The sequence below is a fragment of the Ruegeria sp. TASC047 genome (assembly GCF_059612445.1).
Genome location: NZ_JBXWQP010000054.1, coordinates 11,208 through 32,183, shown reverse-complemented (window position 1 = coordinate 32,183; position 20,976 = coordinate 11,208). Strand labels below are relative to the sequence as shown.

General features: G+C 63.4%; 15 protein-coding genes. 12 read left to right on the top strand and 3 right to left on the bottom strand.

The annotated features are described in order from the left end of the window. Positions 1-21: 21 nt before the first annotated feature. Complete coding sequence (locus tag AC2FLO_RS19110) at positions 22-420, bottom strand: hypothetical protein (protein ID WP_496752027.1); 399 nt, start codon at positions 418-420, stop codon at positions 22-24. 44 nt (positions 421-464) lie between these two features. Between AC2FLO_RS19110 and AC2FLO_RS19105 the strand changes: the two genes are divergently transcribed. The 9 genes from AC2FLO_RS19105 to AC2FLO_RS19065 all read left to right on the top strand — a co-directional run bounded on the left by AC2FLO_RS19105 (position 465) and on the right by AC2FLO_RS19065 (position 10,966). Further along, on the top strand, positions 465-2,654 hold the full coding sequence (locus tag AC2FLO_RS19105) for a phage tail tape measure C-terminal domain-containing protein (protein WP_496811740.1): 2,190 nt from the start codon (positions 465-467) through the stop codon (positions 2,652-2,654). Further along, positions 2,654-3,280, top strand: a complete 627-nt coding sequence (locus tag AC2FLO_RS19100; protein ID WP_496752025.1) for a phage distal tail protein, Rcc01695 family — start codon at positions 2,654-2,656, stop codon at positions 3,278-3,280. Before AC2FLO_RS19105 ends, AC2FLO_RS19100 begins: the two co-directional genes overlap by 1 nt. Continuing rightward, entirely contained in the window at positions 3,277-4,161 is an 885-nt protein-coding gene (locus AC2FLO_RS19095) for a phage/gene transfer agent baseplate hub protein (RefSeq protein WP_496752024.1), read from the top strand. The genes AC2FLO_RS19100 and AC2FLO_RS19095 overlap by 4 nt, the downstream gene beginning before the upstream one ends. After that, a complete protein-coding gene (locus AC2FLO_RS19090) occupies positions 4,158-4,592 on the top strand; it encodes an NlpC/P60 family protein (protein ID WP_496752022.1) in 435 nt (144 codons plus the stop codon). Before AC2FLO_RS19095 ends, AC2FLO_RS19090 begins: the two co-directional genes overlap by 4 nt. A gap of 9 nt (positions 4,593-4,601) precedes the next feature. Continuing rightward, on the top strand, positions 4,602-8,570 hold the full coding sequence (locus AC2FLO_RS19085) for a baseplate multidomain protein megatron (RefSeq protein ID WP_496752020.1): 3,969 nt from the start codon (positions 4,602-4,604) through the stop codon (positions 8,568-8,570). A 7-nt stretch (positions 8,571-8,577) separates the two neighbouring features. Next, on the top strand, positions 8,578-9,654 hold the full coding sequence (locus AC2FLO_RS19080) for a DUF2793 domain-containing protein (protein ID WP_496752018.1): 1,077 nt from the start codon (positions 8,578-8,580) through the stop codon (positions 9,652-9,654). A gap of 19 nt (positions 9,655-9,673) precedes the next feature. After that, the gene (locus tag AC2FLO_RS19075; protein WP_037207576.1) at positions 9,674-9,964 is read left to right on the top strand and encodes a DUF6127 family protein; all 291 of its coding nucleotides are present in this window, start codon (positions 9,674-9,676) and stop codon (positions 9,962-9,964) included. Between the two features lie 73 nt (positions 9,965-10,037). After that, a complete protein-coding gene (locus tag AC2FLO_RS19070; protein WP_496752016.1) occupies positions 10,038-10,712 on the top strand; it encodes a D-Ala-D-Ala carboxypeptidase family metallohydrolase in 675 nt (224 codons plus the stop codon). Then, complete coding sequence (locus tag AC2FLO_RS19065) at positions 10,709-10,966, top strand: hypothetical protein (protein ID WP_496752014.1); 258 nt, start codon at positions 10,709-10,711, stop codon at positions 10,964-10,966. The genes AC2FLO_RS19070 and AC2FLO_RS19065 overlap by 4 nt, the downstream gene beginning before the upstream one ends. Positions 10,967-11,160: 194 nt before the next feature. Here AC2FLO_RS19065 and AC2FLO_RS19060 read toward each other — a convergent pair whose 3' ends face one another. Further along, complete coding sequence (locus tag AC2FLO_RS19060; RefSeq protein WP_496752011.1) at positions 11,161-11,826, bottom strand: hypothetical protein; 666 nt, start codon at positions 11,824-11,826, stop codon at positions 11,161-11,163. A 22-nt stretch (positions 11,827-11,848) separates the two neighbouring features. Continuing rightward, positions 11,849-12,832 (bottom strand): helix-turn-helix transcriptional regulator, encoded by a 984-nt coding sequence (locus tag AC2FLO_RS19055; protein WP_496752009.1) that lies wholly within the window; start codon positions 12,830-12,832, stop codon positions 11,849-11,851. A gap of 105 nt (positions 12,833-12,937) precedes the next feature. On the opposite strand from AC2FLO_RS19055, the gene AC2FLO_RS19050 reads away from it, so the two are divergent. From AC2FLO_RS19050 to AC2FLO_RS19040, 3 genes are read left to right on the top strand one after another with little or no spacing between them, the layout of a single operon-like run. Next, the gene (locus tag AC2FLO_RS19050; RefSeq protein WP_496752008.1) at positions 12,938-16,222 is read left to right on the top strand and encodes a TM0106 family RecB-like putative nuclease; all 3,285 of its coding nucleotides are present in this window, start codon (positions 12,938-12,940) and stop codon (positions 16,220-16,222) included. After that, positions 16,223-19,453 carry a DUF8426 domain-containing protein gene (locus AC2FLO_RS19045; RefSeq protein WP_496752007.1) on the top strand — a complete coding sequence of 1,077 codons (3,231 nt, stop codon included), beginning with the start codon at positions 16,223-16,225 and terminating at the stop codon, positions 19,451-19,453. Next, positions 19,453-20,766 carry an McrC family protein gene (locus tag AC2FLO_RS19040; RefSeq protein WP_496752006.1) on the top strand — a complete coding sequence of 438 codons (1,314 nt, stop codon included), beginning with the start codon at positions 19,453-19,455 and terminating at the stop codon, positions 20,764-20,766. The genes AC2FLO_RS19045 and AC2FLO_RS19040 overlap by 1 nt, the downstream gene beginning before the upstream one ends. The last annotated feature ends 210 nt before the right edge of the window (positions 20,767-20,976 follow it).

Genomic DNA, 20,976 nt, shown 5'->3' with positions numbered 1-20,976 from the left:
CGCGGACTTTTCGGATGGAGTTCAAAGGTCAGTATCTGTCTGGAAGTGCTGGCGCTGCTCCTCCCACGCCATAGGAAACGGCTCGAGCGCGCGCGCCAGTGTCACTTCCAGCCCTTGCTTCCCGTCCAAGATCGCCTCGACGATGTCAGGCGGGAGCAGCGTGAGTCGCAGAACCCGCGTCATGTAAGAGGGAGCGATACCTTCGCGCTCGGCAAGTTCGGCGATGGTGGCGAACTCGCCCGACTCCAGCAACCTCTTCCAACGGAATGCACGGGCAAGCGCCTTGACCAGCGTGTTATCGGTCCGCCGTGAGTGCGCAGTGCCTTCTGGCAACTGCATCTCCTTCCGTCCGCCGCGCTTCACGATGCGGAATGGCACCTGCAGCGTCACGGTGTCCGGGATCGGCACCCTGCTGTTCATGCAGCTACCTCAATGCCGCCTGCAAGCATCTCGCGCGCAAGGCTATGGAGACCGTCGACGCGCAGGCCAAGCTCGCCCAGTCCCTCGGCACCACCGTCGCCTCGATCCAGACGCTGGAGCGCGCGGGCGAACTGGCGGGCGTGTCGATGTCCGGAATCGAGCAGGCGACGAAAGACATGACACGACGGCTGAGCCAGGCTGCCGCCAGGACCGGTCCCGCCGCCGACGCGCTCGACCGGCTGGGGCTCTCGGCCAGCGAGGTGATCGCTCTGCCGCTGGACCAGCGCGTCGGTGCGATCAACGCCGCCATCGAGGACTTCGTGCCTGCCGCTGAACGCGCAGCAGTCGCGGGCCAGCTGTTCGGCGAGGAAGGTTCGATCGCCATGTCGCGGATCGACACGGCGACGCTGCGCCAGGCGACCGAGGACGTGCGCGCCTTCGGGGTCGTGGTCTCCGAGCAGGACGCCGACCAGATCGAGCGGACCAACGATGCGATGTCCCGGCTCGGTCTGATCTGGCGCGGGCTGTCCAACCAGCTCGCGGTCGCCTCGGCACCCGCGCTGGAGGCCGTCGCCAACGCCATGGCGGCCGTGGCAAGCCGCACGGGTCCGCTGGGCACCTCGATCCGCGGGCTCTTCGACAACATCGGCCGCCTGACCACCTACGCCGCCACCTTCGCGGCCTTTCTCGCGAGCCGCTGGGTGGCGGGAATGGCCGCTGCGGCGCTTTCAGTCCGTGGCCTTGCAACCGCGCTCGTCGTTTTGCGCGGCGCGCTGATCCGGACCGGTATCGGGGCGCTGATCGTCGGCGCTGGCGAACTCGTCTACCAGTTCACCCGGCTTGTGTCGGGAGCTGGCGGCTTTGGCGAGGCAATGTCGCTCCTAAAGGACCTTGCCGTCGAAGTTTGGGATCGGATCAAGATGGGGGCTGCGGCGGCGGGCGCTGCGACCACGGCGATGTCCTTCGATCTGAAGGCCGATGCCGCCTCCGGCATGCAGAGCGCCATCGAGAGCGTGGTGGCTTTTGGCAACACGGCCGCGAACACTTTTGAGGGTGCCTATGAGGCGATCAAGGCGATCTGGGGAATGCTGCCCGCCGCCATCGGTGATCTCGCGTTTCAGGCGGCGAACAGCCTGATCGACGGTGTCGAAGCGATGCTGAACGGCGTTGTTTCTCGCATCAACACATTCATCGGCGGGATCAATCAGGGGCTGGAAGCGCTCGGGTCGGAGCGACGCATCTCGATCATCCCCGATCTCGACCTCGGTGAGATCGAGAACCGCTTCGAGGGCGCGGCGACCGCCGCAACCACCGCAGCGCAGGCGGCCTTCGACCGAGCCTTCGAGGACAGCCCGCTCACTGCGCCAGACCTTGGTCTGACCGAGGCGGCGAACAGGGCGCTCGAGTCCGCGAACGTCTATCGCGGTGCCGCGCGCGATCTGGCCGAAGGGGCCCGCGCGCCGCTCGAAAGCTGGCAGGCGCTGCGCGACGCAGTCCGAGGCACAGACGAGGACGGCGCCGGCGCTTTGGCCGAGACGACCGCTGCGGCGGAGCGGCTGGAGACGGCGCTCGGCGATGCCGGCCGCGCCGCCACTGGTGCGGGTGCGGCGGCCGGAGCTGCTGGCGCTGCGGCAGAGCCCGCGACCGAGGCCGCCGTCACTGGGTGGAAGGCCGTTACCGCCGCTCTGTCGGACTACGCCAGCAAGGCACGCGCGATCGGCGGCGATATCGGCCAGAGCCTCGTCGGCGCCTTCCAGTCTGCCGAGAACGCGGTGGGCCAGTTCGTGCGGACCGGCAAGCTGAACTTTCGCGATCTCGTCACCTCGCTGCTGGCCGATCTCGCCCAGCTGGCGGCACGGCGGTTCATCCTCGGGCCGATCGCAAACGCGCTCTCCGGCGTCTTCTCCGGAGCTGGCGGGATTTTCGCCAACATTCTGCATGCGGGCGGGATGGTCGGATCGGCCGTACCTTCGCGGATGGTGCCCGCCATGGCCTTCGCCGCCGCGCCACGGATGCATGCTGGCGGCATGGCAGGACTTCGCCACGACGAGGTGCCAGCGATCCTCCAGCGCGGCGAGCGGGTTCTGTCACGGCGGGAGGCGCAGGCCTACGGCGCGGGCGGCGGCGTCAACGTCACAATCATGGCCCGTGACGCGGAGAGCTTCCGGCAGTCGCGGACGCAGGTCGCGGCCGACATCGCCCGTGCGGTCTCGCTCGGGCGGAGGGGCATGTGATGGCGTTTCACGAGGTGCGGTTCCCCGACAACATCAGCCGCGGCGCGCGGGGCGGGCCCGAGCGGCGCACCCAGATCGTTGAACTTGCCTCGGGTGACGAGGAACGCAACGCCAGCTGGGCCAATTCGCGCCGCCGCTATGACATCGCCTATGGCATCCGCCGCGCGGACGATCTCGCCGCCGTGGTCGCCTTCTTCGAGGCACGCAACGGACGGCTCCACGGCTTCCGCTTCAAGGACTGGGGCGACCACAAGTCCTGCCTGCCCTCGGGCGCGCCGTCGCCGACCGACCAGGCGATCGGCACCGGCGATGGCACGGCGACCTCCTTCCAGTTGGTGAAGCACTACGCCTCCGGCGCGCAATCCTGGACGCGTGCCATCGCCAAGCCGGTGAACGGAACTGTGCGCATCGCGCTGTCAGGCGTCGAGCAGCCCTCCGGCTGGTCGGTCGACACCACGACCGGCATCGTCACCTTCAGCGCGGCGCCGGGCCCCGGCGTCGCGATCACCGCGGGGTTCGAGTTCGACGTGCCGGTCCGCTTCGACACCGATGCGCTCGACGTGACGCTCGACCTCGAGCGGCTCGGCTCGATCACCTCCATCCCGCTGCTGGAACTGCGCCGATGAAGACCTTTGGCCCCGCCTTGCAGGCCCATCTCGACGACGGCACGACGACGCTGGCCTGGTGCTGGCGGATCGCGCGCGCCGATGGCGCGAGTTTCGGCTTCACCGATCACGACCGGACACTCAGCTTCGACGGCACGGACTTCGAGCCCGAGAGCGGGCTCACGGCATCCGAGGTGCGCTCGGGATCGGACCTGTCGGTCGATGCGCAGGACGCCGAGGGCGTGCTGACCTCTGAGCGCATCACCGAGACCGATATTCTCGACGGGCGCTGGGACAACGCCGAAATCGAGGTCTGGCAAGTGAACTGGCAGATGACCTCCCAGCGCGTACTCATGCGCCGCGGCGCCATCGGCCAGATCAGGCGCGGGCGGCTGGCCTTCGTCGCCGAGGTCCGCTCGCTCGCGCATGTGCTCGGCCAGACGGTCGGGCGGACCTTCCAGGCGACCTGTGACGCCGCGCTCGGCGATACGTGCTGCCGCGTCGATCTGGAGAACACGGCCTTCAAGGGTACCGGGGTCCTGATCGATCTCCTGCGCGACCGGGCCTTCACAGCCTCGGGGCTCGGCGGTTTCGCCTCCGGCTGGTTCACCTTCGGGACCATCGAGTGGACCAGTGGCGCGAATGTGGGGAGGCGCACCGAGGTGCTGGGCCATGACGTCAACGACGGCATCGCGGTGCTGACGCTACTCGAAGCGCCAGTGCGCGAGATCTCCGAGGGCGACGGCTTCACCATCCGCGCCGGCTGCGACAAGCGGATGGAGACCTGCGGAGCCAAGTTCACGAACATCGTTAACTTCCGCGGCTTCCCGCACATCCCCGGCCAGGACGCGGTCCTGCGCTACGCCACCAAGGATGGCGGGCATGAGGGGTCTGTGCTTTGACCTCCGCTGATCCAGCATGTGTCATTGCCATTGCCCGGTCTTGGCTCGGCTCGCCGTATCACGATCAGGCGAGCCTGCGCGGTGTCGGCTGCGACTGCCTCGGGCTGGCACGCGGCGTCTGGCGCGAGGTGGTGGGCCCCGAGCCGTTCCCGATCCCGCCTTATAGCCGCGACTGGGGCGAGACTGGCCCGCGCGAGGTGCTTGCCGAGGGTGCGCGGCGCATGATGATCGAGGTGCCGTCCGCCGAGGTCGGGCCTGGCGCGCTGGTGCTGTTCCGCATGATGCCGCGCGCCATCGCCAAGCATGTCGGGATCCTCACCGGGCCCGACAGTTTCCTCCATGCCTACGATCGGCTCGGCGTCATCGAGGAACCGCTCACCCCATCCTGGCGGCGACGCATCGCCTTCGCCTTCCTGTTTCCGCAACGTTGAGACCCCGACATGGCCACGCTTGTCCTCGGCGCCGCAGGTGCCGCCATTGGCGGCAGCATTGGTGGTGCGATACTTGGCGTCAGCGCCGCCACCATCGGTGGCTTTATCGGCTCCACCATCGGATCGGTTGTCGACAGCTGGATCATCTCTTCGCTTGCGCCGACCCAGCGGATCGAAGGTGCGCGGATGGACAATCTGCGCATCACTTCGGCTACCGAAGGGGCGGTGATCCCGCGTCTCTATGGCCGCATGCGGATCGGCGGCAACATCATCTGGGCGACCGACTTCCGCGAGGAGACCAAGACCACGACGCAGGGCGGCGGCAAGGGTGGCGGGGGTGGCGGCAAGGTCAAGACGACCGAATACTTCTACTATGCCAGCTTCGCGGTCGCGCTCTGCGAGGGGCCGATCACCGGCATCGGCCGCATCTGGGCGGACGGGAAGCTGCTGGACACCGCCGGGATCACGTGGCGCTGGTATCCGGGCGACGAGAGTCAGATGGCCGATCCGTTTATTTCCGCGAAGATGGGCGTGGCGAACACGCCCGCCTATCGCGGCACGGCCTATGTGGTGTTCGAGGACTTGCCGCTAGGGAACTACGGCAACCGCATCCCGCAGCTGAGTTTCGAAGTTTTCCGTCCGCTGGCCGATCCGGACACGGCCGAGGGTCTCACGCAAGCGGTCACCATGATCCCGGCCTCGGGCGAGTTCGCCTATGCCACGCAGGGCATCCGGAAGGGCGGAGGCGGCTCGTCCGAGCCCGAAAACCTCAATGCCCTGACCGACACCGCCGACATGGTGGTGGCGCTGGATCGGCTGCAAGCTATGGCCCCAAAGGTCGAAAGCGTTTCGCTGGTCGTGGCCTGGTTCGGAGGCGATCTGCGCGCTGGAAACTGCGAGGTGCGGCCCGGCGTCGAGGTCACCGCGAAATCGACCACGCCGTCGACGTGGTCCGTGAATGGCGTCAGCCGGGCGAATGCATTTCTGGTCAGCCGCGATGATCAGGATCGCCCGGTTTATGGCGGCACGCCCGCCGACTTCGCTGTCGTGCAGGCGATCCAGGAGATGAAGGCGCGTGGCCTGCGCGTGACCTTCTATCCCTTCATCCTGATGGACGTGCCGCCGGACAACACCCTGCCGAACCCATATTCGGACAACGCCGCCCTTACGGGTCAGCCAATCTTCCCGTGGCGCGGGCGGATCACCTGTTCACCTGCAGCAGGATACGCTGGGACCGTGGACAAGACCGCTACGGCTGCAAGCCAAGTCGCGGCGTTGTTCGGCGCGGCAACGCCCGCCAGCTTCAGCGTTTCGGGTCAGTCTGTCTCGTGGACTGGCGCTGCGAACGACTGGGGTCTGCGGCGCATGGTGCTGCACTACGCCCATCTCTGCGCGGCGGCGGGCGGGGTCGATGCGTTCCTGATCGGCACCGAGATGCCGGGGCTGACGACGATCCGCTCGGGCGCATCCACCTATCCGGCGGTGCAGGCCTATCGGAACCTCCTGGGCGATGTCCGCTCGATCCTAGGGGCCAGCACCAAAATCGGGTACGCGGCGGACTGGAGCGAGTATTTCGGGCACCAGCCGGGCGACGGCTCGGACGACGTGTTCTTCCATCTCGATCCGCTCTGGGCCGATCCGGAGATCGATTTCGTCGGCATCGACAACTACATGCCGCTGTCGGATTGGCGCGACGGGTTCGACCATGCCGACGCGGCCCAGGGTTGGCCCGCGATCTACGACCGCGCCTACCTGCAGGGGAACATTGCGGGCGGGGAAGGTTTCGACTGGTTCTACGCCAGCGCGGCGGATCGCTCCGCACAGGTACGCACCGCGATCACGGATGGCGCCGCCAGCAAACCATGGGTCTTCCGCTACAAGGATCTGCGCGCCTGGTGGTCGAACGCGCACTACGACCGCCCGGGCGGGGTGGAGAGCGGGACGCCCACGGCGTGGGTGCCGCAGTCGAAGCCCATCTGGTTCACAGAACTCGGCTGCCCCGCAATCGACCGGGGCACGAACCAGCCGAATGTCTTCTTCGACCCGAAGTCATCGGAGAGCTTCACGCCGCATTTCTCGCGGGGCTGGCGGGATGACGCGATCCAGCGCGCCTATCTCGAGGCGACGTACCTCTGGTGGGGCGATGCCGCGAACAACCCGCTGTCCTCGGTCTACGGCGGCCGGATGGTGCTCGTCCCCGAATGCGCCGCCTGGACATGGGACGCGCGGCCGTATCCCTTCTTCCCGGCGCTGGCCGACGTCTGGACGGACGGCGCGAACTGGCGACTCGGCCACTGGCTGACCGGGCGGCTGGGCGCGGTGTCGCTGGCGGCGCTGGTCCGGCACCTCTGCTTGCGGACGGGCATGCCCGAGTCCCGGATCGACGTCTCGGGGCTTTGGGGCGCGGTCGAGGGCTACGCCATTGGCGCGCTGGAAAGCCCGCGCGCCTCGATCACCACGTTGTCGCGGCACTTTGGCTTCGACGCTGTCGAGACCGAGGGCATGATCCGTTTTGTCATGCGTGGGCGGGCGTCCATCACCAGCCTGACGCACGACGATCTTGTCGCAGCCCGCGAGGGCGACCTACTGGAACTTACGCGTGCGCAGGAAACCGAACTGCCGCAGGCGCTCAAATGGCAGGTGGCGCGTGCGGACGAAGATTACGACGCCGCTCTTGTTGAGGCGCAACGGATCACGGTGGATACGACGCGGATTGCCTCGGAGAGCTTTCCGATGGCGGTCCCGCCCGAGGAAGCCGAACGGCGCTGCCGCCGCGCGCTGATGGAAGCCTGGACCGGGCGCGAGACAACTGCATTCCGCCTGCCGCCCTCGCGGCTGGCATTGGATCCAGCAGACGTCGTGACGCTGGCACATGACGGGAGGCACATTCCGCTGCGGCTGGTCTCCATCGCCGACGCAGAGGCACGCGGGATCGAAGCGGTCCGCCAGGATCGCGAGGCCCACGACCTGCCGCCAGGATCGCCACGGCCCTCATCGCTTTCGCAAACCGTGGTGTTCGGCGCACCCGAGGTGGTGTTGCTGGACCTGCCGCAACTGACAGAGGATCAACCCGCGCATCGGCCCTTCGCCGCAGCGCACGCCGTTCCCTGGCCGGGCGAAATGGCGGTGTTCCGCAGTCCCTCTACCGATGGCTTCGAGCTGCTGACGACATTTGGCGGCCGTGCCCGGATCGGAACGCTGGTCTCGGATTTCTTCGCGGGCCCGACCTCGCGCTTCGATCTTGGCAATGCGCTGGTGATCGATCTGCTCTCTGGCACACTGGAAAGCGTCACCGACCTGACGCTGTTCGGCGGGGCCAATGCGCTGGCCATCGAGAGCGCACCCGGCACGTGGGAAATCGTGCAGGCCGGCGTGGCAGACCTGATTGCGCCGGGCCGTTATCGAATGATGCGCCTGCTTCGTGGCCAGCGCGGCACGGAAACGGCCATGGCTAATCCGGCTCTTGCAGGCGCTCGAGTGGTAGTGCTCGACGAGGCTCTTGCGTCCCTCCCGATCGCCGAGGCCGATCTCGGGCTGCCGTGGAACTGGCGCATCGGTCCTGCAAGCCGGTCTGTCAGCGACGAGACATATGTCGCGGCCTCCTTCAACCCGGTTGGCGTGGGTCTGCGGCCGTTTTCAGTCGCCCATGTCGAGCAGCCATGGCGCAAACCACGTGCGACGGGCGATCTGACCATCCGCTGGACTCGCCGGTCCCGCGCACTCGCGGCCGACAACTGGGGCGCGGTCGACGTGCCGCTTGTCGAGGAGACTGAAGCCTACGAGGTCGAGATCCTCGACGGCGCGACGGTCAAGCGGGTGCTGAGCGTGACCACCACCAGCGCCGTCTACACGGCCGCCCAGCAGACCGCCGACTGGGGTGCGATGCTCGGGCCCGGCGACACGCTCGACGTCCGCATCTCCCAGCTCTCCGCCCTCGTGGGGCGGGGCGCGCCGAAAACCATCACGCTCACATTCTGAGGGCCCCATGTCCGACACCACTACGCATCTTCTGCTTCCGTACATCCTCGCGGCGCAGGCCCAGAAGCACGTCACCCACAACGAGGCGCTGCGCATCCTCGACGGGCTCATTCAGCTCTCGGTTCTCGACCGGGACCTGACAGCGCCGCCAGGCAGTCCCGCCGATGGCGACCGTTACATCGTCGCATCAGGCGCGACGGGAGACTGGGCGGGCTGGGACCTGAACGTCGCGCTCTGGACCGACGGAGCCTGGCTGCGCCTGACACCGCGGACTGGCTGGCGCGTATGGGTCCAGGACGAAGGTCTGCTGTTGGTCTACGACGGTGCAGGCTGGGTCGGCTCGACCCCAGACGCTCTGCAGAACCTCGCGCTGCTGGGACTTGGCACCACGGCGGACGCGTCGAACCCGTTCTCGGCCAAGCTGAATGCTGCGCTCTGGACGGCGAAGACCGTCGCCGAGGGCGGCACCGGAGATCTGTTCTACACCATGAATAAGGAGGCCGCAGGCGACGATCTCGGGCTCACGCTGCAGACCGGCTTCGTCACGAAGGCGCTGTTCGGGCTGTTCGGCTCCGACAGGTTCCGGCTTGCGGTCTCCGCCGACGGCAGCACCTTCTTCGACGGGCTCAGCGTCGACAACGCGAACGGCATCGTCGATCAGCCGCAATTGCCGCGCTTCAAGGCGTACACCAACTACGACAACTATGTCGGCGTCGGGAGCTGGACGAAGATCGGCCTCAACAACACCGACTATAACGATCAGGGTGCCTTTGATGCCGGGACCAACCTGTTCACAGCGCCCGTGGACGGCACCTACCTCTTCGGCGCGACGCTGCTCTACAAGGTCAATTCCAGCACCTCGGCCCGGATGCGCGGGCGGCTCGTGCTAAACGGCGGGACCGAAATCCGAGGGTCTTACGGCGAGATCAGTGGCGCGCATGTCTCGGAAGCCACGGCCCTCTGGCTGCAGACGATGGTGCCGCTGGTGGCGGGCGATACCATTGAGCTCCATGGGTATTTCCGCGCGCAGGATGGGTATTTCGCGGCCGATCACACGTCCCTTTGGGGCTGCAAGATCGGCTGATCGGAGAGAGGATTACCTCATGACACCACCCCGATCCGATCAGGGTTTCGTGCGCATGCCCGACGCCGAGTTCGAGGCGATGCTGGCACGGGCCGCCGAGAAAGGCGCCAAGCGCGCGCTCGCCGATGTTGGTCTCGACGGTGAAGAAGCGGCGCTCGATATACGGGATCTGCGATCATTGCTCGACTGCGTCCGGCTGGTGCGCCGCACCGCGATGCAGACCGCCGTCCGCATGATCACCACCGGCGTGATGCTGGCGCTGCTCGCGGGCATCGCGATCAAGCTCAAAATCTTCGGTGGCGGTCCATAGCCGCTCGCCACTCCAAACTATCAGTCCAATCGACCCGCCTCCTAGGCGGGTCTTTTCGTTTCTGGAGGATACCATGACGACGACCTTTTACGACCATTGGCGCGATGTGCCGGAGAAAGCCTGGCGCTGGCCGAATTTCAGCCCGGCCGAAATTGCGTGCCGCGGCACCGGCAAGCTGCTTGTCAACGAACCCGCACTCGACAAGCTGCAGGCACTGCGCGACCGGCTGGGCAAGCCGCTGATCGTCCGTTCTGCCTTTCGCAGTCCCGAACACAACCGCTCCGTCGGCGGCGCAACCCGGTCGAAGCACATGGACGGTGCGGCCTTCGACATCGCCATGACGAACCACGATCCGGCGGCGTTCGAGACGGCGGCACGTGCGGTTGGTTTCCTCGGGTTTGGATTTTATCCGCGCTCGGGGTTCATGCATGTCGACCTCGGACCCACGCGCCAATGGGGCGAGCGCTTCCCAGTCCGCGCGACTGCATTCGCCGAAGAAACTCCACCAGCGCGCGAAGTGCTGGCCGACAGCCGCACCATGAAGGGCGGTGGCGCGGCTGGCGTGGCAACGTTGGGCGCAGCCGGGGTCGAGGTGGCGCAAGGCGTCCTGGCAGAGACCCAGACCGCCATCCTGCCGCTCGTGCCGTATCTCGACACGCTCCGCTGGATGTTCATCGCCGTCGCGCTCGGCGGTATCGCGGTCACCATCTATGCCCGCCTCGACGACTGGAAGCGGGGGCGGCGATGATCGGCGACCTCCTCGCTGCGCTCGTTGGATCGGCATGGGCACGCGCAACGCTTCGCTACGGCGTCACAGTTTTTGCGATCTTTCTGTTCTTGCTGACCCTGCGCCGCTCCGGCGAACGCGCTGGTCGCCTCGCGGAACGCCTCGACACCAGGGAGAAAGCCAATGAAGTTCAGCGAACGATGCTGGAGGCTGCGGCTCGCCGTCCTCGCAATCGCGACGAGCTTGTTGACCGGTTGCGCGACGGCGGGTTTTGAAACAGGCGGCGTGGCCATGTGTCCGCCGGTTGTGGAATACAGCAGGGAGTTTCAGTCTAGGGCGGCCGCGGAACTGGCGACGCTGCCAGACGGATCGGCTGTTGTCGAGATGATGGCGGACTATGCTGTTATGAGAGACCAAGCTCAGGCCTGCACATCCAATTGAAACGTGATGAGCAAAGGCCGTTTCGAACCTATTCGACGACGGGATAAAATGGCTTGCCCCAGTTTTCATTTGGGTTGTCCATCATGATGTCGATGAAAACAGGCATCAGAAACCCAAGAATCTCAGCGCCATCCCGAACCTGCGCCCGGTTGACGCCGCTGTTCCAGGTCGATCCTCCGTGGACGAGTTGATTTCGCAGGACGTACAATCGGTCGAAGACGAAGCTCAGGACGCGCGCGGTGTCACCCGCTTGGAATGATGTCGCGAATGATCGGGCTGAGGTCTTGAAGCGTTCCTCCCAATCCTCAAACCCGCCAATCCCATTGTGGTATTGCCAGAAGGGATTGAAGACGTACCGGTTTTCCATGAGCATCCGAACAGGACCGGAAAACCGCTGCCACAGTGCCTTGTAGATGCGTTGGTCTTGATCAAGGGCGACCAGTCGAGCGAAGTACTCGACGAAAGCAGCGCGTTCTCCCGGGGCGACAGCCTGAAACTCCTGCTCGTCGGCGTATGCCGCGTTGAATGCGATCCAAAGGAAAATGAAACGCGCATCATCATCCTCGCCACAAGCTTCTGCACGGCCGATCCAACTGATGGCGCGGTGAGCGCGCAGCCCCATAGTTTCGGGGAAGCCTTCGCGAATGGCGCGTTGTTTTGCTTTCAAGGCTGCATGGTCGAGACCGTTTTTCATAGTAAATTCCTATTCAATATCGTCATGGCAGAGCGTCGAAGTCCGACCTCTGGTGGCCCGCAATCAATTCGCGCAAGCCTTGGGGCGCCAACACGTCTACCTTGTCGCCCCATTGATAGAGGTGCCATGCCATTTCCAGCCAGCCCGCCGCCTTGAACCTGACGATCAGGCTGCCATCGTCCTGAGGCTCGACAACTTGGGTTGGGTGGAAAAGGAATTCGGCGGCTCGCTCAGCGGCTTCCGGTGAGAAGCGCCACACGACTTCGCCGTATTGTTCGGGGTCTTGATAGACACCAAACGCCTGAGCGGCATAGGTCACTAAGGAAAAACCCGAGGCCAGTTGGAAGCTTTCGTTCAGAACCTCCGCTTCATGAATCCGATCCATGCGGAAGTTCAGGATGTCTACTCCACGCGTGGGTTGCCGTGCGACGAGATAGCTGCGGTGCCCCAGTAGCATGCCATGCGGCTCGATCACACGCGGCGCAGCGCCCTGCGCGCCATAGCTGACGCGCAGCCTGAAGGGACCGCGCAGCGCTTCGATGACAGCATCTGTCACGGCAGGCTTCAGCGTAACGGTAGGGCCCGGGCGCGTGACCTGGCCTAATCCAGCCAGCACTGCCTCTGCATCGGCCTCCGACCGAAGCGCGTCCCTTGGATTCAATCGCGCCAGCAGCCCGTCACGGAGATCCTCCAGAGCGCGTGAATGTCGTATACGCCCTTCATCGCGCGCGGTACGCGCCGCAATTTCCAGCGCCTCGATCGCCGTTTCCTGTCGGGGCTGCAGTCGGTCCGGCAAGGGTGCGTCCATTCGCCAGTAACGCCGTCTTTCGGCATCGTCGGCGGTCGAAACGTTCACGAAAGTTGCTTCGAGAGCCTCAGTCATCCGTTGAGCAGTGCGATGCGACACATCGAACTCGGCGCAGATGTCCTCAAGGCTAACACCACCTCGGCGGGACGCCGCCATCTGGGCAAGGCGAAGCAAATCCTGCGCTTTTGCAAAAGACATTTGATCTCCATGCCAGAAATTGACACCCTCGAACGGTATTGATGACCTCGCGGTCTGTCGAGGTGATTCCCTTGGAGATTGATTTGCATAGGTAATGGAGTAGCCATGAGGGATCTCGACGGTCGCATATTCTTGTCCGCCACGGATCTCATGCGCTTCACAGGCTGCGCACATGCGACCACCCTTGATCTGGCACATATGCGCGGAACGGGCCCGGAGCCGGGCGACAACACCGAGGACGCAGCGCTTTTGCAAAAGCAGGGCGATGCCCATGAGGCGGCGCATCTCGCCCACCTGAAGGAGGCCGGGCGCACCGTCATTGAAATCGAGCGCGGCAAGCTTGGCGAAAACGCCGAAGCCACGCGCTCGGCGCTAGCCGCTGGTCCGGATGTTGTGTTTCAGGGCGCGTTTCTGTCGGGAAACTGGGGCGGCTGGTCTGACTTCCTGGAGCGTGTCGAGACACCCTCGGCGCTTGGATCGTTCAACTATGAAGTGGCCGACACCAAGCTGAAACGTCGGGCTGATCCCAAACATGTGCTTCAGCTGGTTCTGTATTCCGACCTGTTGGCGGAAATTCAGGGGGTGGTGCCCGAGTTCGCACATGTCGAATTGGGAGACGGTACCCGCGCGACGCTGCGTCTGGCAGACTACGCGGCCTATGCTCGGATGGCGCGCGCGCGGCTGGAAGCCTTCGTCGCTGACCCACAGCCGACACGCCCGGTGCCCTGTTCTGATTGCGGTCTGTGCCGCTGGGCTGATCATTGCAACAGTGTCTGGCAGGTCGAAGACAGCTTGTTCAACGTCGCCAACATCAGCCGTGGTCAGGTCAAAAAGCTTGAATCAGCGGGTGTTCACACATTGGAGGCTCTCTCGACGCTGGATCACCCAGTGCGCGGAATGGCCGAAAACACCCAAGCCCGTTTGGTCACTCAAGCCCGCCTGCAGCAGGCTCGCAAAACCGGGGAGCCAGATTTCGAACTGCGTGCACTGGAGCCTGGCAAAGGCTTCGACCTCCTGCCGGAACCCCAGCCCGGCGACCTGTTCTACGACATTGAAGGCGATCCACACTACGAGGGCGGCCTCGAATACCTGCATGGCATCTGGTTCGACGGGGCGTTCAAGGCGTTCTGGGCCCATGACCACGATGCCGAAGCGCGGGCATTGTCCGACTTGCTGGCCTTCTTTCGCGCACGGATTTCGCAATATCCCACTGCGCGCATCTATCACTACGCGCCATACGAGATCACAGCGCTCAAACGCCTGACCACGAAATATGGGATCGGAGAGGCTTTCCTTGACCGGCTGCTAAGGGAACGCCGTTTCGTCGATCTATTCGCCGTGGTCCGCGGCGGGCTGATCGGATCGGAGCCGAACTATTCCATCAAATCGATGGAAGCATTTTACGACCGCAAGCGCGACGGCGAGGTCAAGACAGCGGGTGGCTCGGTCGTGGCATATGAGCGCTGGCGCGAAACGCAGGACCAGCAGATTCTGGACGAGATCGAGGATTACAACCGCGTCGACTGTATCTCGACCGAGGAATTGCGCGACTGGCTGGTCGGAATCCGGCCTGCTGGCCCTTGGCCGACACTTGCCCCGGATGCAGGTGATAAAGAGGTCGAAGAGGACGCCGATACGCAAGCTCTGCGCAACCTGCTGGCAGCATCAGGTTTGCCGGAGGCGCGGCAGGATATGTTGTTCAACCTCGGCGTTTTTCACAGCCGCGAGGTGAAGCCCGCGCAATGGGCCGTATTCGATAGCGCTGCGAAGGACGTAGATGATCTGCTCGACGATCTCGATGCGCTTGGCGGGCTTGAGGCAGCGGGCCCTGTCGAACCCGTCAAGCGATCCTTTGCGCGCCGATACACCTATCCCGAACAGGAAACGAAACTGCGGAGCGGTAAGAAGGCGACGGTTCCGGTGTTCGACAGTCCCCCGACAACGGTCGGAATCGAGACCATGGATCGCCGCGCCCGCCAGATCACGGTCAAAGCAGGTCCCGGCAAGGCCGACCTTCTGGCGGATCAGCTAACGCTGCATCCGGACTGGCCGATCCAGACGGGTGTCATTGCCGGTGCTTTGCGCGATGTGATCGCCGATCAGTGCGGGGCGCGCCGGTACACGGCGGTGGACGACCTGCTGTCGCGCGCTGCACCGCGTCTGGGCTCAGGCCCACGAGGCGATCTTTTGGGCGGGGCAGAACCTGTAGCGGGCACTATTGCCGTGGTGAATGACATGGATGGAACGGTCCTGCCGATTCAGGGGCCACCTGGTACCGGCAAGACCTATGTGAGTGCACGCGCGATCCTGTCTTTGGTGCGCAAGGGCCATCGCGTCGGCGTCGCATCCAACAGCCACGAGGCTATCAGGAATGTGCTGATGGGCTGTCTTTCAGCGTTGGAAGACGAAGACCTGCCGATCAATCTCGAACTCGTGCACAAGGTTTCTGGCAGCGAGGATGGTTATCCCGAAGGTTGCGATGTTCATCGTACGACCGACAACGCAGAGGCCGCCAACGGCGGGCATGTCGTGGGCGGCACCGCGTGGTTCTTCTCGCGCGACGAAAATGTTCAGGCCTTTGATTGGCTGTTCGTGGACGAGGCAGGCCAGGTCGGACTTGCCAACATGGCCGCCATGGGGCGTGCCGCGCGAAACATTGTGCTTGTGGGCGACCCACGCCAGTTGCCGCAGGTCATTCAAGGAGCGCATCCCGAGCCTGCGAACCTGTCGTGCCTGGATTGGATGCTCGGTGAGCATGCGACGGTTCCAGCCGACCGGGGAATTTTCCTTCCCACATCCCGGCGTATGCATCCTGAAGTCTGTCGGTTCATCTCGGAACAGGTCTATGAAGGCCGACTGAGCAGCCATCCTGATACTGCTCACCAGTGCGTGACAGGCACGGCGCTTCCCGAAGCCGGAGCTTTCTGGGTGCCGGTCCCGCATGAGGGTAATGCACAGATTGCACAGGAAGAAGTCGCCGCTATTGGCAAAACCGTCACTGAGCTCCTTGGCGGAAGCTGGACGGAGAAGGACGGCAGCACGCGGGCGATGCGCGAGACGGACATCATTGTCGTCGCTCCGTACAACGCTCAGGTGAACGCTCTGCGGGATGCCCTTCCATTGGGTGTTCGCGTCGGAACTGTGGACAAGTTTCAGGGGCAGGAGGCGCCGGTCTGCCTCGTTTCCATGACCGCATCCTCCGCAGAAGAAACCTCGCGCGGGATGGAATTTCTGTTTTCCCTCAACCGGATCAACGTGGCGGTCTCACGTGCCAAGGGGCTGGCGCTGGTCTTCGGCGCACCGCGTCTACGCGAGGCGAAATGCGAAACCGTCGAGCAGATGCGATTGGTGAACACGCTCTGCGCATTGTCTAAACTCGGAGATTTTTGAATGTGGGAGAGTTTCGAGGCACGGCTCGATGAAAATGAACGCGACCGCCCCCTACCGCTGCGCAGGGCGCTTTTCGACGTGCTGCGCGGCTCGGGCCTGCGCCCGGGTGGAGGGGTCACCAAGAAAATGGTGTCCTTTGAATTTGGCGGTGGTGAGCGCCTACTGTGGGAGATGCAGAATCCGGCCAACATCTTTCTTCATGCAAAGTGGCGCAATCGCGCCGAGGCGAGCGGCTTTACCAGCGAGCTGCGACCCTATCAGAGCGGCATGAAGGATGGTGGGCGGCATTCCGCCCTCAGCCGTGACTGGTCCTTTGGCAATACTGACTGCATTGTCGTTCGGGTCGATAACGCCGAGGCCCTGCGCCGACTGCTGGGGGCCTTGTTAAACTCTGAAGATGAGTTGGTTTTGAACCCGGCGGCGATCACGCGCTGGATCGAGCGCCTTCGCCATTTCTTTCCCGCCCTTGATCGCTTTGATCTTCCCGACCCACGTTTCGACGAGGCGGAGCGAACCTATAAGCTTGAGATAGCAGCCGAGCTCAAGGCAGCAATCACGCAACCCGGATCCGATCAGGATCTCGCAGATGCCGTGCACACCGCGCTCGCCAAAAGCAATCTGCTGCAATGGCGCGCCTATTGGCCGATGTCGCCGAAGGGTGATGCGGATCGTGAAAAGCTCTGGCCCGCCTTGCGCGAACTCGTCGATGCCGCGCTTGGCGCAGCTGACGGCCACGCTGCGGCGCTGGAGGCCTTCGTCAACGCCTGGATTGCGGCTGTGCCGAACGGTAAGCCCGATCCGGCCCGTCAGATCGGCGAATTCCTACTCATGCATCTCGCCCCCAACGAGGGCATCTATATCCGTCATTCCGTACGTCAGGATCTATGGCTGCAAGCTGTGGGCAGTCGGTTCCCCGATCACTCGTCTATGGCTGATACCTATCGTGACGAATGGCGCTTCATGAAGGCGGTCCGCAGCGCTTTCGAGTCTCAGGGGCTGGCGCCACGCGACATGATCGATGTGCAAGGCGCACTGTGGGTCGTCCACAATTACAAGGAAGAGGACACAGCATCCTTTTCGCGCGAGGCGATCGAGGGGGCGATGGACGCCTACGACAGCTATCGCCAATCGGGCGAGCACGCCGCGATTTTCGACGCCTTCGGCGAGCCGCGCGATTACTGGGTGCGATCGACACGCGAGCGGCCCAACAGGATCTATCCCTCAAAGCCGATCGTCGGCTTTTTGCGCGGCAAAACGGAACTCAATGGAGGCTGGGGGCAAAAGTCCGATGCCGCGGCCCAGCTCCACAATGCGGGCTACATCATCGTCGATGCGGAAGGCGCGCCGGTTGCCTCGCCTGAGCGCTACGAACACCTGATCGTAGGTGCCAACCGCATCCGCCTGTGCGCACGCAACTACTATATCGAACCGGCTCGCGAGAACGGCGAAGCAGAAGTTGCCATCCGAGCAGGCGACCTCGGTCGCGACATCGGTCTGAACGATCGGCATCCGGCAATTTGTAGCGCGCTCGGGAGCGAGGATTTCCAGAAACTCGCGGAGGTTCCGCCCCCGAACCACACCCTGCCAAATCCCAGCAGTTCCACCGTCTTCACCTATAAGCTCACCTCGGCGGAAGGGCACGAACCCATGACCTTTGAACCAATGACCGCAATGCCCACCGCCACCAATCTCATCCTCTACGGCCCGCCGGGAACCGGGAAAACCTACGCCACGGCTTGGGAGGCGGTGCGCCTATGCTTGGGCGGGAACGCGGCAGAGCCTTTGCGCCATGATCGCGATGCCCTGATGACCGAGTACCGCCGCCTTGCTGGTGAAGGTCGGATCGAGTTCGTGACGTTCCACCAGTCATTTTCCTATGAGGATTTTGTTGAAGGGCTTCGGCCGACGACAGGAAGCGAACAGGAAGGTGACGACGATGGCGCCAGCACTTCTGGCGGATTCAGCCTCAAGCCCCATTCCGGCGTATTCAAGATCATCAGCGAAAGGGCAAGACTCGACACAGGCGATGCGCCGGCAAAGCGGCTCGACCGTTCGCGCCCGATCTACAAGATTGCTCTTGGTCAGCGCGGTAGCCAGGAAAGCCGAATTCGCGAAGGCCTCGATGGCGGATTGATCCATCTCGGCTGGGGCGGTGATATCGACTGGTCGGACGAGCGGTTCGACGATTTCGAAGAAATCCGAAAGGAGTGGAACGACCAAAAGGATGCTGATGCATCTGGCAAGGATCCCAATATCGAAATGCTCTTCGCGTTTCGTTCCGGCCTTCAGGTCGGCGACTATGTTGTCATCTCCGATGGCCGTGACAGTTATCGCGCCTTCGGACGCGTGAGCGGCGAGTATTATTTTGATGCCGACGCCGACTTCCATCCGCATCGTCGCAACGTTGAATGGATCTGGCGGGACGACAACGGAGCGGAGCGCGCACCTTTCTACGCCCGGAACTTCCGCCGTCAGTCAGCCTATCGTCTCGATCCGAACAGGATCGATTGGGATGCGCTGGAATCGGTGGTGATCGATCCTAATGCCGAGCGGCCGGTGGCCAGTGCGCGGCCGCATGTCCTCATAATCGACGAGATCAACCGCGCAAATATCTCCAAAGTCTTTGGCGAACTGATCACGCTGCTCGAAATTGATAAGCGGCTCGGTTGCGAAAACGAAGTCAGAGTTCGGCTTCCCTATTCTGGGACGAGTTTCGGCGTGCCGGCCAACCTGCACATTATCGGCACAATGAACACTGCAGACCGATCAATTGCGCTGCTCGATACCGCCTTGCGTCGCCGGTTCACCTTCCGCGAGCTGATGCCCGACGTTGAAGAACTGCGGCGGGCGCTGGCGGCGCGGCAGCTTGATGCCGAAAATCTCGACGGGGTCGATCTGTGCAAGCTTCTGCGCACCCTCAACGAGCGGATCGAGTATCTTTTCGATCGGGAACACCAGATCGGCCATGCTTACTTCACCGGTTGCACTACCCGCGCCGATTTGGATGACGTCATGCGCCACAAGGTCATCCCGCTGTTGGCGGAGTACTTTTACGAGGACTGGTCAAAGGTTGCCGCAGTGCTCGGTGACGGTGATGGTGCCAACTGCTCCCGCTTCCTCGAATCCAGACGATTGGAGGCGCCAGCCGGCTTCGGCGACGATGATCTCGGCGGAGACAAGCGGCGTTGGAGCGTGAAGACCAGCTTTGATTTCTCGGACTTCGCAGCCTGATGCCCGCCTACACGGTTCGTGAGTGGGAAAAGATAGCCTATGGCGAGACTGAGGGTCAGATTGCGGTGCACCATGCCGACCGACTGGCGGCGCTGGCGGCCCGCTCGGCCTTCGCCGGACGCCGCGGCAGCGGGGTACTCGAGCATGGCAGGAACGCCTTGCGTGCTCGCGGCGTAGTTGGAATTCTGGCGGTGGGCGATGCAAGCTTAGAGATCCTGCCAAAGATCGATGTGGCGCCCGGTGAAACACCCAATCACGACAACGCCGCGATCCGGAAACGCCTAGTGCATATGCTTGCCGTAGCGCTTGACCTCAAGATCGACCTCGGTGGCATTACCGATCTCGCCTGGCAGCGCGAAACGCTCTTGGAAATCTTGATCCGCATCTTTTGCGACAAGCTGACCGAAACTCTGCGTAAGGGCATGCCGCGGCGTTATATCGGGCGCGAAGAAGATCTGCCGACTTTGCGTGGTCAGCTCGATTTGAACCGTCAATTCACCCGTCATGCTGTCAATGCTTCACGCCTCGCCTGCCGTTTCGATCTTCTATCGGAAGACACGCCGCTCAATCGGATCATGAAGGCGGCAGTGGTTCACCTGTTTCGCCTCTCGCGGCGCAGCGCCAACCAGAAGCGCTTGCGCGAGCTAGCGTTTGTTTACGCCGACATCGCCGATGTTCCGGTTCCTGCTCTGCGATGGGACGAGGTCGTCATCGACCGGACCAACCAGTCTTGGCGAGAGTTGTTCGCCATGGCGCGTCTCTTCCTGCATGATCGCTACCAAACGACGACAGGCGGAACGGGTGAGGGAACCGCTATGCTGTTCGAGATGAACGCACTGTTCGAAGAATATGTCGGACGGCTGATCTCTCGAGCATTAGCAGGAACTGGACAGACCGTTTCGCTTCAAGGTGGACGCCTGTTCTGCCTCAGCGCGCAGGACAGCGAACGTGGGCTGTTCCAGACCAAGCCCGACATCCTGATCCGCAGGGGTGGAACTGTAAGCCATGTCATCGATACCAAGTGGAAGCGCATATCCTCACGGATTGATGATCCTAAGCAGGGCGTCTCACAGGCCGACGTCTATCAGATGATGGCCTATGCGCAGCTCTACCACGCTCCCCGCTTGACCCTTCTCTATCCCCATCACCCAGGCCTTGGAACCGAAGACGTTGTTCACGCCCGCCATCGCATAACCGGGCATGCCACGATCCTTGAGACCGCCAGCATTGACGTGGCGAACAGTGAGAAAATACTAGACCGCATCCGACGGCTACTTTTCGACGTGGAGACCATAGTCGAAGCCACTGGCTGACCGAGCTAGAGACCCGCTCTGCAAGAGAAACGACGTCTTGGAAAGTGGAGAAGGTTGGATATCAGTCCCGTCCCCACCGCCACTTACCAAAGTCAAATAATAATCATAAAAAGCAAAAGCTTATTTGAAATCAGACTGTACGTTTCTGGACTATCGAGCGACGACACCCCTTAGAAACAACCGCGCTCCGCCGCTGTTGCAACATAGGTT

Excerpts from the sequence above, each read along its gene's own strand:
- AC2FLO_RS19070 (WP_496752016.1), top strand. The coding sequence starts at position 10,038 with ATGACGACGACCTTTTACGACCATTGGCGCGATGTGCCGGAGAAAGCC.
- AC2FLO_RS19100 (WP_496752025.1), top strand. The coding sequence starts at position 2,654 with ATGGCGTTTCACGAGGTGCGGTTCCCCGACAACATCAGCCGCGGCGCG.
- AC2FLO_RS19065 (WP_496752014.1), top strand. The coding sequence starts at position 10,709 with ATGATCGGCGACCTCCTCGCTGCGCTCGTTGGATCGGCATGGGCACGC.
- AC2FLO_RS19050 (WP_496752008.1), top strand. The coding sequence starts at position 12,938 with ATGAGGGATCTCGACGGTCGCATATTCTTGTCCGCCACGGATCTCATG.
- AC2FLO_RS19060 (WP_496752011.1), bottom strand. The coding sequence starts at position 11,826 with ATGAAAAACGGTCTCGACCATGCAGCCTTGAAAGCAAAACAACGCGCC.
- AC2FLO_RS19105 (WP_496811740.1), top strand. The coding sequence starts at position 465 with ATGGAGACCGTCGACGCGCAGGCCAAGCTCGCCCAGTCCCTCGGCACC.
- AC2FLO_RS19080 (WP_496752018.1), top strand. The coding sequence starts at position 8,578 with ATGTCCGACACCACTACGCATCTTCTGCTTCCGTACATCCTCGCGGCG.
- AC2FLO_RS19045 (WP_496752007.1), top strand. The coding sequence starts at position 16,223 with ATGTGGGAGAGTTTCGAGGCACGGCTCGATGAAAATGAACGCGACCGC.
- AC2FLO_RS19075 (WP_037207576.1), top strand. The coding sequence starts at position 9,674 with ATGACACCACCCCGATCCGATCAGGGTTTCGTGCGCATGCCCGACGCC.
- AC2FLO_RS19095 (WP_496752024.1), top strand. The coding sequence starts at position 3,277 with ATGAAGACCTTTGGCCCCGCCTTGCAGGCCCATCTCGACGACGGCACG.
- AC2FLO_RS19085 (WP_496752020.1), top strand. The coding sequence starts at position 4,602 with ATGGCCACGCTTGTCCTCGGCGCCGCAGGTGCCGCCATTGGCGGCAGC.
- AC2FLO_RS19055 (WP_496752009.1), bottom strand. The coding sequence starts at position 12,832 with ATGTCTTTTGCAAAAGCGCAGGATTTGCTTCGCCTTGCCCAGATGGCG.
- AC2FLO_RS19110 (WP_496752027.1), bottom strand. The coding sequence starts at position 420 with ATGAACAGCAGGGTGCCGATCCCGGACACCGTGACGCTGCAGGTGCCA.
- AC2FLO_RS19040 (WP_496752006.1), top strand. The coding sequence starts at position 19,453 with ATGCCCGCCTACACGGTTCGTGAGTGGGAAAAGATAGCCTATGGCGAG.